Here is a 13,694-nt window from a genome sequence, read left to right on the forward strand (position 1 = left end):
TTGCTTGCTGGTTAGAAAAAACTGGCGCGGGCTTCCATCGCCAGCGCGCCGTCATGGTTGCGTGCCCACAGTTTCTGCGAACCGTCGGCCTCGGCCTTGCCGCACAGCTCGAAGGCGGCGGTGTCGAACAGGGGATGCACGGCGCGGAAGGCGAAGCCGCGCACGCGGCGCCGCGGCAGCTGGCGGCTCGCGAGCCCCAACAGCAGCGTGGCCACCATCGGGCCGTGGACCACCAGGCCCGGATAGCCCTCCACCTCGGTGGCGTAGGGCCGGTCGTAGTGGATGCGGTGGCCGTTGAAGGTCAGCGCGGAATAGCGGAACAGCAGCACCGGATCGGGCACGACGGTCTCGCGGTAGTCCTCGTCCGTGGCCGCCTTTTTTTCCGCCGGGGCAGGCGCGCCCGCGACCGGCATGCCGCGGTAGACGATGTCCTGCTGCTCGGTGATGGCGATGCCCCTCGCATTCGAGATCTCGTGGCGCACCTTGACGAAGACCAGCGGCCCGCTCTTGCCGTCCTTGGCATCCACGTCGAGGATGCGCGACTGGCGCACGATCTCGTCGCCCACCTGCAGCGGATGGTGGAACTGCAGCTCGCCGCCGGCCCACATGCGGCGCGGCAGTGCGATCGGCGGCAGGAAGCCGCCGCGCAGCGGATGGCCGTCGGCGCCGATCTGGTCCTGGCGCGCCAGCGGGATGAAATGCAGCCAGTGCCACAGCGGGGGCACGTCGCTGCCCAGGTTGAAGGCGAGGTCGTCCCGGTTGAACGTGGCGGCCAGCGCCGACAGGGGCGCAGCGCCCACGTCGTCGCCCCTGCGCTCGGTGCGGCCGATCCAGGTCCGGAGATCGACGGAGGTCTCGGTGGTCATGACCGCAGCATTGCCCGATCCGGCGAAACGCGCAATTTGGGATTCGCAAAGTGCGTCTTGTTGAGCCTTCAACGCGCCGGCTACCACCCGGTGCCGGGCGTCTTCGCGCCCTGACATCGGGTCAGTGGCCGGCCGGCCGCGCCTCCTCGGCATCGAAGGCACCACGCCCGCCGCGCTGCAGCCGCAGCCCATAGCCGCGGATCTTGGCGTAGAGCGTGGGCTTCGCGATGCCGAGCCGGCGCGCGGTCTCGGTCACGTTGAAGCCGCAGGCACGCAGCGCATTCGCGATCGCCTCCTTCTCGACCTCCTCGAGCGTGCGCACCTCGGAGGCCGGGCGCACCGGCGGCGGCGGCACGGCGTCGGGTTTCTGGCCGCCGGAGAACCACGCGGGCAGGTCGTCGACGCAGGCGGTCTCGGCATCGGTCATGTTCACCAGCCGCTCGACGGTGTTCTCGAGCTCGCGCACGTTGCCGGGCCACGGATGCGCGACCAGCCGCTGCATCAGGGCCGGCGAGACGCGGAACACGTTCTTGCGCAGCAGCTGCGCGTACTTGCGCAGGAAGTGGTGCACCAGCACGGGCACGTCCTCGGGCCGCTCGCGCAGCGAGGGCAGCTCGATCCCGATCACGTGGCAGCGGTAGTAGAGGTCTTCGCGGAACTCGCGCCGCTCGATCATGGCCTGCAGGTCGCGGTTGCTGGCCGAGATCACGCGCACGTCGATCGGGATGCTGCGCGTGTCGCCCACGCGCACCACCTCGCGCTCCTGCAGCACGCGCAGCAGCTTGGCCTGCACGTCGATCGGCAGCTCGGAGATCTCGTCCAGGAAGATGGTGCCGCTGCTGGCCGCCTCGAACTTGCCGGGCCGGCCCTCGCGCGTGGCGCCGGTGAAGCTGCCGGGCGCATAGCCGAACAGCTCGCTCTCGATCAGGTCGCGCGGCAGCGCGGCGCAGTTGATCGCGATGAATGGCCCCGCGGCGCGCGCGCTGGCGTTGTGGATGGCCTGGGCGAAGACCTCCTTGCCGACGCCGCTCTGGCCGATCAGCAGCACGTTGGCGAAACCGCGCGCGGCCTTGCGCGCGGCCTCGACGGCCGCCACCAACGGCGGCGCCGTGCCCACCACGTCGTCGAAGCTGTAGCGCGCATGGTTGCCCGCGATGCGGTCGGCCATGCGGCGGGCGCGCTGGATCTCGCGAAACGAATTCACGATCGACACCACCTGGCCCGCCGCGTTCTTGATCGGCACCGCGGTGTCGACCAGGTGCAGGTGCCGCTGCGGCGAGTCGATGATCAGCTCGCGGTCGATGTAGCCCTCGCCGGTTTCCAGCAGCGGCTGGATGATCGGCGCGAAATCGAGCAGCGAGCCGAAGGGCTTGCCAATGCTCTCGCGCGGATGCAGGCTCAGGATGCGGCCGGCCGCGGCATTCATGTGCTTGACCATCAGGTCGCGGTCGACCACCAGCAGGCCGTCGGTGATGTGCTCGACGATCGCGGACTGCTCCTGCAGCAGCGCGCCCTGCTGCTCGGCCACCAGCTCGGCCGAATGCGCGGCGGCCCACAGGTGGGCCAGCAGGCGCAGTTCGTCGCCGAGGTCGGCGCTGTCCGGCCGCGCGAGCAGCGCCACGAACAGCGCTTCGCCGGTCTTCGAGTCGGCGGCGCGCAGGTGCAGGCACTCGAAGCCCCGCGGCTGCGCCACCGGCAGGCAGGGAGCCCCCGCGACGCCCTCAGCCGACAGCGCGGCCACCAGAACCGAGGCCTCGATGCCGGGCGCGGTCCAGGCGCGCCGCGGCACGCGACCCGCGCCGAACAGCAGCGCGCCGTGGCCCTGGGCGACCGCCCGCTCGACCAGCACGTTCCAGACCTCGTCGAGCATCGGCGTCATCGCGTTCCTTGTCCTCGTCAGCCCGGCGCGCGCGGCGAGGACGCCGCGGCCGACCGGTCGCGCCGATTCTGCCAAGGAAGCGCGGGCGGCGGAACGCTGGCGCCATCCCTCGGCACACGCGCGCTCATTGCTTGCGCTCGACCGGCACCAGCTTGCCGCCGGCGATCTGGTAGGCCGTGACCGGCGCCTTGAGCCACTCGCCGGTGGCGTCGAACTGCACCGGGCCGAGCATCGAATCCATCTTCAGCGTCTTCAGCGCGGCCGTGACCTTCTTCGGCTCGTCGCTGCCGGCCTGCTGCATCGCGCGCGCGACCACCAGCGTCGCCACGTAGAAGGCCGGCGCATAGGCGTCGATCGGCGCGTCGAAGGTCTTGGTGAAGCGCTCGCGGAAGGCCGGGCCGCCCGGCAGGCTGTCGAGCGGGCGCCCGCTCTGCGCGCAGAAGTAGCGGCCCTCGAGCAGCTTGCCGCCCAGCGGCACCACCTCGGCCGTGCAGATGCCGTCGCCGCCGAGCAGCAGCGCGTTGATGTCGAGCTGGCGCATCTGGCGCGCGACGCCCGCGCCCTGCGCGTAGTATCCGCCGAGGAACACCGCCTCGGGCGCGAGCCCCTTGAACTTGGTCAGGATGGCGGTGAAGTCGGTGGCCTTGTCGTTGGTGAACTCGCGCCCCACCACCTCGAGGCCCAGGCCCTTGGCGGTCTGCACGAAGATGTCGGCCACGCCGGTGCCGTAGGCGGTGCGGTCGTCGATCACCGCCACCTTTCGCAGGCCGCGCGAGGCGGCGAACTCGGCCATGGCCGCGCCCATCACGTTGTCGTTGGCAGCGAGCCGGAAGGTGCTCGCGAAGCCCTGGCGCGTGAGCTGTGGGTTCGAGGACGCGCCGGTGATCATCGGGATGTCCTCCTGGCTGTAGATGCGCGAAGCGGGAATCGAGACGCCCGAGTTGTAGTGCCCGATGACCGCGCGCACGCCGGTGTCGACCATCTTCTGCGCCACCTGGGTGCCGGTGCGCGGATCGCCCTGGTCGTCCTCCGAGACCAACTCGAAGCGCGCGCGCTTGCCGCCGATGCGGAAGTCCTGCGCGTTGAGATCGGCGATGGCAAGCTTCACGCCGCGTTCGTTGTCGCGGCCCGCGTTGGCCTGCGGACCGCTGAGCGGGCCGGCATGGCCGATCTTGACGACCAGGTCCTGCGCGCTGGCGGGCAGGAGGGAGGCCCACAGGCCCAGGGAAGCAGCAAGAAGCAGGAAACGGCGCATGTTCTGTACCTCGAAGTGAATGGAAGAAACCGACTAGTCCAGGAGGGCGAGCACGCCCTCGAGGGTGGGGAACTCGTGGTCGGGCCGCGGCTGCCAGACGCTCAGCCGCTCGGCGCCGCGGTTGATCCAGGCCACCTGCATGCCCAGCGGCTTGGCGCCGTCGATGTCGGCCCAGCTCGCCAGCGAGCAATGCAGCACCGACTCCGCCGGTACCGCGAGGCGGTCGAGCGCGAGCCTGAAAATCGATTCCGAAGGCTTGTAGGCCCGTGCCATCTCGGCCGTGGTGACCTGGTCGAAGAAACGCACGAGCTGGCTGCGCTGCCACAGGTCGCTGTCCATGTTGGTGATGGGCATCAGCGGAAAGCGCTCGGCCAGCCGTTGCAGGATGGCCTCGACCTCGGGATGCGGCGGCGCCGACTCGACCAGGTGGCCGAGGTAGAGCTCGTTGAGCAGGTCGATGTCGAGCCGCGCCGTGACGCCGGGCTCGATGGCCTCGAGCGTCTCGCGCAGCGCCTCGCGCGCCACCTGGCGATAGGGGCGCCAGCGCCCGCCGCGGTAGCGCTGCACGTTGCGGATGTCCCAGTCGAGGTAGAGCTCGAACAGCGGCCGCTCGGTGCGCAGGCCGGCTTCGGCCAGCACGGCCTCGATGCCGGCCATGCCGCCGCGGTCGACGTCGACCAGGGTTCCGAAGTAGTCGAAGGTGATGGCCCGGACGTTCATCGCGGTCTCCCCGTTCAGGCGCGACGCCCGAACTTCAGCACGCGCTCGGCGGCGTCGGGCGTGGCGAAGGCGGCCACGGTGGCCTCCTGCTCGAGCTCGAGCGCCACCGCGAGGTTCGACTGCGCCTGCATCGTCACCACGCGCTTGAGCCGCGACACCGAGCCCCGCGACTTCGAAGCCACCACCGCCGCCACCTCGAAGGCGCGCGCCAGCACGCGCTCGGGCGGCACCACCCAGTTCGCGAGCCCCAGCCGCAGCAGGTCGGCGGCCGACTGGCGCTCGCCCAGCAGCCAGAGCTCCATCGCGCGCTGGTGGCCCACGGCCTGCGGCAGCAGCCAGGTCACGCCGCCGGTCACGAACTGGCCCCAGTCCATCTCCGGGAAGAAGCACACCAGGTCCTCGGAGGCCACCACCAGGTCGCAGTTCAGCAGCCATTCGAAGCCGCCGCCGACCGCGAAGCCGTGGATCGCGCCGATCACTGGCTTGCCGCCGAACATCAGGTCGCGCGTGATGGTCTGGATGCGCTCGATGTGATGGCGGATCGAGGCCGGCGTGCGCGTCTGCTCGCCGAACTCCTTGAGGTCGTCGCCGGCGCAGAAGGCCCGGCCCGCGCCCGAGAACACGATCGCGCGCACGTCGGCCGAGGACTGCGCCTCGCGCAGCGCCTCGTGCAGGTCGTCGAGCACCACGGCGCTGATGGCGTTGAGTCGCTCGGGCCGCTGCAGCCGCACGTGCGCGATGCCGTCGCTGGTTTCGAGGGTGACGTAGTCCATGGCGAAAATTCCTTTGCTCGTTTGTTGGTCCCTGGCGGGTCTTCAATGCTTCTCGACCCACTGGGTCTTGCCGTCGGTGCGTTCGTAGAACTCAAACGGCACCATTTCCACCAGCGCACTCGCGCCCGCGCGCTCGCGCACCGCGATCTCCAGCCGGCGCGCGGCCGCTTCCCAGTCGGCCGGCGCGAGCCCTGCGGCCGCCTCGGCCCGCAGCTCGACGCGGTCGTAGGGGCCGGGCCCGCGCAGCACGATGCGGAAGTGCCCCGAGCTCAGCGCGGGCAGCGACTCGATCGCCGCGCGCACCGCGCTCGGGAACACGTTGATGCCGCGCACGTTGAACATGTCGTCGGTGCGCCCGCTGACGCGGAAGCGCCAGGCGGTGCGGCCGTCGGGGCCGGGCTCGGTGCCGGTCACCGTCACCACGTCGCGCGTGCGGTAGCGCACCAGCGGCTGGCACTCCTTGCACAGGTGGGTGCAGACCAGCTCGCCGACCGTGCCCTCGCGGATCGGCAGCCGCTGCAGGGTGGCGGGATCGAGGATCTCGGCAAACACCACGTCGCCGGCGTGGAACAGCAGGTCGGTGGTCCAGTCGGTTTGGCCGCCGAGGATGCTCATCACCTCCGACAGGCCGAAGTTCGCGTTGCGCACCTTGAAGCCCCAGCGCGCCTCCATCTGCGCGCGGAACTCGGCGTTGTCGAGCCCCGCCTCGCCGCCGAACAGGCCCAGCTTCAGTCCCAGATCGGCCGGCTGCAGCCCCGGATAGTGCTGGCGCAGCACGCTCTCGAGCAGCGCCGGATAGGACGGCGTGCACGAGATCGCCGTGATCTTCAGGTCGAGGATGGCATCGATCAGCTGCCGCGTGTTGCCCACGCCGAAGGGCAGCACGGTGGCGCCGGCCGCCTCGAGCGTGGTGTGGTCGGTGAAGCCACCGGTCCACATGCAGTAGTTGAGGCAATGCACCACGCGGTCGCTGGGCCGCAGGCCCGAGGCCCACATCGAGCGGCCGCCGACCTCGGCCACGATCTCGGCGTCGCGGCGCGAATTGGCGAGGATCAGCGGCCGGCCCGTGGTGCCCGAGGTGCGGTGCAGCCGCACCACGCGCCCCTCGGCGCAGGCCACGTAGTCGCCGAGCGGGTAGTCGGCCTCCTGGCTCAGGCGCAGTTCGTCCTTCTCGGTCAGCGGCAGCTCCTGCAGCTCGTCGAGGGTGAGCGCGCGGTCGAGCCAGCCCGACAGCTTGCGCCGGTAGAACACCGAGCGGGTGCGCACGTAGCGCCACTGCTCGGTCCAGCGTGCTTCCTGCAGTGAACGCAGGGTCGCGGGCGAGAGCGTCTCGACCTCGGGATGCAGCATCGCGGCGGTGCTCATCGCGCGGCCTCCGCGGCGCCGTTCGCGCGGTGCAGCGCCGTGGCTTCGACCGCGGCGGCCGGCACGATCGCACGCGCATGCTCGCCCGTGGCCACGACGCCCGCGTCGTCACGCGCCTCGACCCCGAACACGTAGAGGCGTTTCTCGCGGCGCAGCAAGGTGGCTTTCGCGCGGACCACCTGGCCGAGCGCCGTGGGCGCGCCGTGCACGAGCTGGACCCGGTGTCCGACCGACATCTCGCCGGCGCGCAGGGCGGGCACGAGGATGGCCGCGCAGGCGCGCTCGAGCAGGCCGACCAGGGCCGGCGTGGCGAGCACCCGCGGATAGGCCTCGCCGGATTCTTCGGCGAAGGCGCTGGCCAGGTGCTTCGGCGCGACGACGAGCGTGGCGCTGCCGGTCGCGCCCTCGCGCAGCGCGGGCCGGCCGTCGGGATCGGCGCCGTGCGCGCCGGGTGTTTCGGGGGTGGCTGTGGTAGAGGTCATGCACACGACATGGCAAGCGCCGTGCCAAGGAAAAACACCGTTTTTTGCGCGCCGAAAGCAGTGGTTTCGAGGCTTTTTGGGGCCTTTTGGCGGCCGTCAGGCCCTCGGCGCGCGGCCACCGAACAACTCCTGAACGTTCAGCTTCTGAACGGGCGGCAGCATTCGACCCACCCGCCACGGTGGCCCGTCAGCGGCGGATGTGCTCGCGCCCCACCACCGCCGTCGGCGTGGCTGTCATGGTCGCGTAGCGGATCTCGACGAACGGCGTGGCGAAACGATGCCGCCCTGGCGCAGTCAGGGTGCCGTCGTCGACGCGGCGCTCTGGCGTCGTGCCGCCGGCGCCTCGTCGCCGACCGCGTCCCCGATCACGGCGCGCGTGGCCACCGCCTGCTCCAGCAGCCATGCGCCGAAGGCCTGGAGCTCGGGCCGGCCGTCGCCATCGCGCGGGCCGCTCACGAGCCAGTAGGCCATCGGCGAATCCATGCGCTGGCGCGGCAGCACCTCGACCAGGTCGCCGTTGGCGAGGCTCTCGGCGATCAGCGGGCTGCGCGCGAGCACCACGCCCTGGCCGGTCAACGCGGCCTGCGCCATCTGGTAGTCGTAGTTGAAGTAGAGCCAGCGGCGCGGCTGGATGCGGGCCAGGCCGTTGGTCTCGAACCAGCGGCGCCAGACCAGCCACTCGACGTAGCTCGGATGCGCGTCGCCGACCTCGATCAGCGTGAAGCGCGCGAGGTCCTCGGGCTTCTCGATCGGCGGGCTGCTCTTGATGAGCCAGGGGCTCGCCACCGGCATCAGGTGCTCGCCGAACAGCCGCACCGCGCCCTCGGGCATGTGCTCGGCGCGGCCGTAGCGCAGCGCGAGGTCGATGTCGCTGACCTCGAGATCGATCACCGCGTCGGAGGCATCGATGCGGATGTCGATGTCGGGATGGTCGCGCTGGAAGGCCTCCAGCCGCGGGATCAGCCACATCGAGGCGAACGAGGCGAAGGTGGTCAGCGCCACGCTGCGGCGCGACGCGCTCTGGCGGATCTGCCGGATGGTGCTGTCGATGCGCGGCAGCGCCTGCTGCACCGCGAGCAGCAGCTGGGCGCCGGCGCTCGTGAGCTCGACCGCGCGCGTGTGGCGCAGGAACAGGCGCACGCCGACCTCCTCCTCGAGCGCCTGGATCTGGCGGCTCACGGCCGGCTGCGTGAGCGCCATCTCCTCGGCCGCGGCGCGGAAGTTCAGGTGCCGCGCGACGACCTCGAAGGCGCGCAGGTGGCCGGCACCGATGGGACGCGTGCGCAAGGGAGATGGGGAGTGCTGCATGAAGGGAGTCGGCCGGCAGGCCACCGGGTACGGCCGCGATTGTGGCGCCGCCGCGTGACGGGCGGCAAACCGCGGCTCAGACGATGCGCCCGAACCATAGCACCGACAGCGCCGCGCCCGTGATCGCGAGCAGCGCCGACAGCAGCGCCAGCAGGCCCGAGAGCTCGTTCTCGCGCGGCTGCACCTGCACGCGCGAGCCGAGCTTCTCGTAGACGCCGTGCAGCGCCTCGGCGGTGCCGGCGTGGTGGTACTCGCCGCCGGTCATGCGCGCCACTTCGCGCAGGGTGGGCTCGTCGAGCTTCATGTAGATCGCCATGCCGTCGGGCGCGGCGATGTCGCCGTCGAGCGTGCCCATGCCGATCACGTAGACGCGCACGCCGCGGTCGGCCGCCATCTTCGCGGCCTCGAGCGTGTCGATGCCGGTGGTGCGGCGGCCGTCGCTCAGCAGGATGATCGCGGCGGCATCGTAGGAGCCGGGCGCCACCGGCGTGATCTGGCGCGGCGGCGGCTTCGCCTTGTCGTCGAGGCTGCGACCGCGCGGCGCGTTGCCGCCGAAGGTCATCTCGCCGAGGCTGATGTTGTCCTGCGGGAACAGTTCGGCCAGGCACAGCACGATCGCATCGCCGACCGCGGTGCCCATCTGCATCTGGAAGGCATCGATGCTGGCCGCGAGCGCATCGCGGTCGAGCGTGGCGCGCTGCGCGACCTGGCTGCTGCCGGCGAAGGTGACAAGGCCGACCTCGATGCGCCGCGGCAGCTCGCGCAGGAAGGACTTGGCCGCCGCCTGCGCTGCCTCGAGCCGAGTTGGCTTGACGTCGTTCACGCGCATGCTCAGCGAGACGTCCATCGCCAGCATGATCGAGGTGCGCGCCCAGGGCAGCGGCACGCGCGCCACCGGCCGCGCCGCGGCGAACAGCAGGCCGGCGCAGGCCAGCAGGAACAGCGCGGGCGGCAGGTGCCGGCGCCAGCCGCGCCGCAGCGTCGCGGCGCCCTCGGTCTGCAGCCGGCCATAGCGTTGAGCGAGCCGGCCGCGGCGCCGCAGCAGCCATGCATAGGCCAGCGGCAGCGGCGCGAGCGCCAGCAGGAACCAGAGGTAACCGGGCCACAGGAAGGACATCGGCGCTGCCTTGGAGGTGGAGGATGCGGATCGGCCGTACGCCGGCGCATCCGCAAGCATCGTGCCCATGAAGCCGCGCCCGCGCAATCGGCCGGCCGGCCAGTCCCTGCATTGATGCGGGGCTCTTATCAGTGGGGCGGCTGCATTTCATTGGACCGCGCCATGGGCGCCGGGGATCATCCTGCCCCGAAGCGCGCCGCGCCGCGGCGCCTCGCCAGGAGACCCCGATGAGCGCACGCACGCTGCTGACCTCGATGTTCCGCTACAAGGCCTGGGCCGACGAGGGCCTGTTCGCGGGCCTGCTGGCCGCGCGGGGCCGGCTGCCCGACGACGACCTCGAGGCGGCCTGGGCCACCCTCGACCACGCCCATGCGGTCGACGGCATCTTCAGGGCCCACCTCGAGGGCCGGCCCCATGGCTACGGCGGCACCCACTCGCCCGAGCGGCTCGCGCCCGGACTCCTGCTGCAGGCGGTGCGCGACAACGACCGCTGGTTCCTGGCGCATGTGCAGGCGATCGGCGACGACGAGCTGGCAGCCAGCCTCGACTTCGACTTCACCGACGGCTCGGCCGGCCGCATGTCGCGCGAGGAGATGCTGGGCCACGTGATCGCGCATGGCGGCTACCACCGCGGCGAGGTGGGGCGAATCCTCACGCGCCACACGGGCTCGTCGCCGCGCGACACCTTCACGGCCTACCTGCACGAGGCCGAGCCGGCGCGCCGGTTGCGCAGGTAGCGCCCTCCCCGTTTTCTTTCCGCTACACCCCGCGCCTGGGGGTTGGCACGGATTTGGCTTGCTGCATGAATTGTGCACAATTTCTTTTGAAGAGCGCACAATTATTGGGCTGACTGGCGGCTGCCACGGCCTTCCATCCACCCATTTGGGGCATCGCCCCCCAAGGACATGCAGATGAATCGCTCAGCATCCGGCCTCTCGCGCCGCGCCTTCGGGCAGGGACTCCTCGCCGCTTCCACGCTGGCCGCGCCGGCCTGGGTGCGCGCCCAGGGCAAGGGCCGCGAACTCGTGGTCGGCGGCGCGGGCAGCCACAAGGCCTTCCTCGATCCGCTGATCCCGGTGTTCGAGAAGCAGACCGGCTGCAAGGTGATCTTCGAGGGCACGCGCTCGCTCGTGAACCTCGAGAAGATGGTCAACAACAAGGGCCGCCAGTACATGTCGGTGGTGCTGATGGACGACCCGGTGATGATCCCGGCCGTCAAGGAAGGCGTGCTGGAGCCGCTCACCGCCAAGGACATTCCCAGCCTCGCGAAGCTCAAGCCCGGCACGGTCCACATGGACGGCATGTGGGCCAACTACATGCAGTCGACCACCGGCGTGGCGGTCAACACCGGAAAGCTCAAGCAACTGCCCTCGTACGCGGCGCTGTGGGAGCCGGCCAACAAGGGCAAGGTCGTGATCCCCTCGCTGCAGAACACCGAGGGCCTGTCGATGTTCCTGGTGGCGGCCGCGCTCGAGACCGGCAAGCCGATGAAGGATTCGCAGTACCAGCCCGAGGCGGCGTTCCGCAAGCTCAAGGCGCTCAAGCCCAACCTGCTGACCGTCTACACCCAGCTGCCGCAGGCGCTGAACCTGCTCGAGCAGGGCGAGGCCACGGCCATCGCGGGCATGATCGGATTCAACGCCTTCGACCGCAAGGCCAAGGGCGCGCCGATCGACTTCGTGCTGCCGAAGGAAGGCGGCATGGCCATGCCGACCGGCATCGCCAAGGTCCGGGGCGGGCCGCAGGCCGACCTCGCCAATGCCTTCGTCGAGGCGATGCTCGGTGCCTGGCAGCAGCAGATTGCCGAGATCTCGCTCGCGATGCCCACCAACACCGGCGTGGCCGCGCCGGCCGGCCTGCCCAAGGGCGAGGTGTTCATTCCCGACTGGGCCTACATCGCCGAGAACCGCAAGGCCTGGGTGGAGCGCTGGGACCGCGAGATGGCGCTGTGAGGCGCGCCGCATGAGCACCCTCGAACTGAGCGGGATCGTCAAGCGCTACGGCGCGCAGACGGTCGTGGACGGGCTGGACCTGCAGGTGGGGTCCGGCGAATTCGTGTCGCTGCTCGGACCCTCGGGCTGCGGCAAGACCACGCTGCTGCGCATCGTCGCCGGGCTCGCATCGTGCGACGCCGGCACGGTGCGCGTGGGCGGCAGCGACGTGACCGCGCTGCCCGCGCACCAGCGCAACATCGGCGTGGTGTTCCAGAGCTATGCGCTGTTCCCGCACCTCACGGTCAGCGAGAACATCGCCTTCGGCCTGAAGGCCCGCGGCACGCCGCGCGCCGAGCTCGCGCCGGCGGTGGACGCGGCGCTGCGCTCGGTGCGGCTCGCGGCGCTCGCGGACCGGCCGATCTCGGCGCTGTCGGGCGGCCAGCAGCAGCGCGTGGCGGTGGCGCGCGCGATCGCCACGCGGCCGCGGCTGATCCTGCTCGACGAGCCGCTGTCGGCGCTCGATCGCAAGCTGCGCGAGACCATGCAGGTCGAGCTGCGCCAGATCCTGCGCGACGCGGGCATGACGGCGATCTTCGTCACGCACGACCAGGAAGAGGCGCTGGTGATGTCCGACCGCATCGCGGTGATGAACCGCGGCGCGATCGAACAGCTCGACGTGCCCGAGCACATCTACGGCCAGCCGCGCACCGAGTTCGCGCTCAACTTCGTGGGCCTCTCCTCGCAATGGCGCGGCACGCTCGAGGGCGCGCGCGTGCGCACCGCCTGCGGCGAGATCGAGGTGCCGGCCGAGCGCGCGCGCGACGTCGGCGCGGGCGGCCTGCGCCACGAGGTGCTGGTGGGCGTGCGGCCCGAGCGGCTGCGTGCCTCGCGCGATCCGCAGCCCGCGGCCGCGGGCATGAACCGGCTGTCGCTGGTGGTGAGCCAGACGGTCTACCGCGGCGCCAACCGGCTGGTCTACTTCAGCGCGCCCGGCGGCGGCGCGACGCTGCTCGCGGAATTCCCGGCCCACGACGACCTGGCGCCGCGCCCCGGCGAGACGCTGTCGGTGCAATGGCCGGTGTCCGACACGCTGCTGTTCGCGGCCGAGGCGGCGCCATGAGCGGCACCATGCGCCGCGCCGAAGGATCGCCGGGCTGGCTCGCCGTGCCGGGCACGGGCTACCTCGTGTTGCTGTTCGTGCTGCCGCTGGCCGCGCTGCTGGCCACCAGCTTCCAGGGCGAACAGGGCGGCTTCTCGCTCGCGGGCTACGCGCGCTTCGCGACCGATCCCTTCAGCGCCGTCGTGGTCTGGAACACGCTGAAGATCGCGCTGCTCGTCACGCTGCTGTGCCTCTTGATCGGCTACCCGGTGGGCTTCGCCATGGCGCGCGCCTCGCTGCCGGTGCAGGGGCTGATGTTCCTCGCGTTGATCCTGCCGCTGTCGGTGGGCGTGGTGGTCAAGAGCTTCGCCTGGACCATCCTGCTGCGCAGCAACGGCCTGGTCAACCAGGTATTGCTGGGCCTGGGGCTGGTCGACGAGCCGGCGCGGCTGCTGTTCAACGAGCGCGGGCTGGTGATCGCCGCGGTGCACGTGTTCCTGCCCTTCATGGTGCTGCCGGTGTTCACGGTGGCGCGCCAGATCGACTCGCGCCTGGCCGAGGCCGCCGCCACGCTCGGCGCGGCGCCGCTGCATGCCTTCGCGCGCGTGACCTGGCCGCTGTCGCTGCCGGGCGTGGTGGCGGGTTCGGCCTTCGTGTTCTCGATGGCGGTGTCGATGTACGTGATCCCCGCGCTGCTGGTGGGCGACCGCTACCAGACCCTGCCCGCGCTGCTGGCGCGCGCCTACCTGTTCATGCGCGACCGGCAGTCGGGCTCGACGCTCGCGGTGATCCTGCTGGCCATCGCGGTCGCGGTGGTGGTGGGCAGCACGCTGCTCACGCGCCGGCTGCAGGCGCGCGCGCAGCCACAAGGAGCCACGACATGAGCGCCGCGCCGG

Annotated in this window: 13 protein-coding genes; 4 read left to right on the forward strand and 9 right to left on the reverse strand. The window is 71.1% G+C overall.

The window, feature by feature from the left end; all coding sequences use genetic code 11:
• Positions 1 to 11 precede the first annotated feature (11 nt).
• The 9 genes from ACODT0_RS22645 to ACODT0_RS22685 all read right to left on the reverse strand — a co-directional run bounded on the left by ACODT0_RS22645 (position 12) and on the right by ACODT0_RS22685 (position 9,765).
• Positions 12 to 866 (reverse strand): HTD2 family dehydratase, encoded by an 855-nt coding sequence (locus ACODT0_RS22645; protein WP_296736139.1) that lies wholly within the window; start codon positions 864 to 866, stop codon positions 12 to 14.
• Positions 867 to 987: 121 nt separating this feature from the next.
• Entirely contained in the window at positions 988 to 2,745 is a 1,758-nt protein-coding gene (locus ACODT0_RS22650; protein WP_489042311.1) for a sigma-54 interaction domain-containing protein, read from the reverse strand.
• 124 nt (positions 2,746 to 2,869) lie between these two features.
• On the reverse strand, positions 2,870 to 4,000 hold the full coding sequence (locus ACODT0_RS22655) for a branched-chain amino acid ABC transporter substrate-binding protein (protein WP_489042312.1): 1,131 nt from the start codon (positions 3,998 to 4,000) through the stop codon (positions 2,870 to 2,872).
• 33 nt (positions 4,001 to 4,033) lie between these two features.
• Complete coding sequence (locus ACODT0_RS22660) at positions 4,034 to 4,720, reverse strand: HAD family hydrolase (protein ID WP_203207648.1); 687 nt, start codon at positions 4,718 to 4,720, stop codon at positions 4,034 to 4,036.
• A 14-nt stretch (positions 4,721 to 4,734) separates the two neighbouring features.
• A complete protein-coding gene (locus ACODT0_RS22665) occupies positions 4,735 to 5,493 on the reverse strand; it encodes an enoyl-CoA hydratase/isomerase family protein (RefSeq protein WP_296736128.1) in 759 nt (252 codons plus the stop codon).
• A 42-nt stretch (positions 5,494 to 5,535) separates the two neighbouring features.
• The gene (locus ACODT0_RS22670; protein WP_479669011.1) at positions 5,536 to 6,858 is read right to left on the reverse strand and encodes a phenylacetate--CoA ligase family protein; all 1,323 of its coding nucleotides are present in this window, start codon (positions 6,856 to 6,858) and stop codon (positions 5,536 to 5,538) included.
• On the reverse strand, positions 6,855 to 7,340 hold the full coding sequence (locus tag ACODT0_RS22675) for a thioesterase family protein (RefSeq protein WP_296742444.1): 486 nt from the start codon (positions 7,338 to 7,340) through the stop codon (positions 6,855 to 6,857). Before ACODT0_RS22675 ends, ACODT0_RS22670 begins: the two co-directional genes overlap by 4 nt.
• A 294-nt stretch (positions 7,341 to 7,634) precedes the next feature.
• Positions 7,635 to 8,648 carry a LysR substrate-binding domain-containing protein gene (locus ACODT0_RS22680; RefSeq protein WP_296742441.1) on the reverse strand — a complete coding sequence of 338 codons (1,014 nt, stop codon included), beginning with the start codon at positions 8,646 to 8,648 and terminating at the stop codon, positions 7,635 to 7,637.
• Between the two features lie 76 nt (positions 8,649 to 8,724).
• Positions 8,725 to 9,765 (reverse strand): VWA domain-containing protein, encoded by a 1,041-nt coding sequence (locus ACODT0_RS22685; protein ID WP_261216763.1) that lies wholly within the window; start codon positions 9,763 to 9,765, stop codon positions 8,725 to 8,727.
• A gap of 227 nt (positions 9,766 to 9,992) precedes the next feature.
• Between ACODT0_RS22685 and ACODT0_RS22690 the strand changes: the two genes are divergently transcribed.
• The 4 genes from ACODT0_RS22690 (at position 9,993) to ACODT0_RS22705 (ending at position 13,682) form a co-directional block, all read left to right on the forward strand.
• The gene (locus tag ACODT0_RS22690) at positions 9,993 to 10,502 is read left to right on the forward strand and encodes a DinB family protein (protein ID WP_296742437.1); all 510 of its coding nucleotides are present in this window, start codon (positions 9,993 to 9,995) and stop codon (positions 10,500 to 10,502) included.
• Between the two features lie 174 nt (positions 10,503 to 10,676).
• The gene (locus tag ACODT0_RS22695; RefSeq protein ID WP_296742434.1) at positions 10,677 to 11,717 is read left to right on the forward strand and encodes an extracellular solute-binding protein; all 1,041 of its coding nucleotides are present in this window, start codon (positions 10,677 to 10,679) and stop codon (positions 11,715 to 11,717) included.
• A gap of 10 nt (positions 11,718 to 11,727) precedes the next feature.
• Entirely contained in the window at positions 11,728 to 12,819 is a 1,092-nt protein-coding gene (locus ACODT0_RS22700; protein ID WP_296742432.1) for an ABC transporter ATP-binding protein, read from the forward strand.
• Complete coding sequence (locus ACODT0_RS22705) at positions 12,816 to 13,682, forward strand: ABC transporter permease (RefSeq protein WP_296742429.1); 867 nt, start codon at positions 12,816 to 12,818, stop codon at positions 13,680 to 13,682. Before ACODT0_RS22700 ends, ACODT0_RS22705 begins: the two co-directional genes overlap by 4 nt.
• Positions 13,683 to 13,694: the final 12 nt, after the last annotated feature.

Source organism: Variovorax sp. FG153, assembly GCF_057809595.1.

Bases quoted from the DNA above. Each gene is read 5' to 3' on its own strand.
- ACODT0_RS22670 (WP_479669011.1), bottom strand. From the start codon at position 6,858: ATGAGCACCGCCGCGATGCTGCATCCCGAGGTCGAGACGCTCTCGCCC.
- ACODT0_RS22700 (WP_296742432.1), top strand. From the start codon at position 11,728: ATGAGCACCCTCGAACTGAGCGGGATCGTCAAGCGCTACGGCGCGCAG.
- ACODT0_RS22675 (WP_296742444.1), bottom strand. From the start codon at position 7,340: ATGACCTCTACCACAGCCACCCCCGAAACACCCGGCGCGCACGGCGCC.
- ACODT0_RS22690 (WP_296742437.1), top strand. From the start codon at position 9,993: ATGAGCGCACGCACGCTGCTGACCTCGATGTTCCGCTACAAGGCCTGG.
- ACODT0_RS22660 (WP_203207648.1), bottom strand. From the start codon at position 4,720: ATGAACGTCCGGGCCATCACCTTCGACTACTTCGGAACCCTGGTCGAC.
- ACODT0_RS22695 (WP_296742434.1), top strand. From the start codon at position 10,677: ATGAATCGCTCAGCATCCGGCCTCTCGCGCCGCGCCTTCGGGCAGGGA.
- ACODT0_RS22705 (WP_296742429.1), top strand. From the start codon at position 12,816: ATGAGCGGCACCATGCGCCGCGCCGAAGGATCGCCGGGCTGGCTCGCC.
- ACODT0_RS22685 (WP_261216763.1), bottom strand. From the start codon at position 9,765: ATGTCCTTCCTGTGGCCCGGTTACCTCTGGTTCCTGCTGGCGCTCGCG.
- ACODT0_RS22680 (WP_296742441.1), bottom strand. From the start codon at position 8,648: ATGCAGCACTCCCCATCTCCCTTGCGCACGCGTCCCATCGGTGCCGGC.
- ACODT0_RS22645 (WP_296736139.1), bottom strand. From the start codon at position 866: ATGACCACCGAGACCTCCGTCGATCTCCGGACCTGGATCGGCCGCACC.
- ACODT0_RS22655 (WP_489042312.1), bottom strand. From the start codon at position 4,000: ATGCGCCGTTTCCTGCTTCTTGCTGCTTCCCTGGGCCTGTGGGCCTCC.
- ACODT0_RS22665 (WP_296736128.1), bottom strand. From the start codon at position 5,493: ATGGACTACGTCACCCTCGAAACCAGCGACGGCATCGCGCACGTGCGG.
- ACODT0_RS22650 (WP_489042311.1), bottom strand. From the start codon at position 2,745: ATGACGCCGATGCTCGACGAGGTCTGGAACGTGCTGGTCGAGCGGGCG.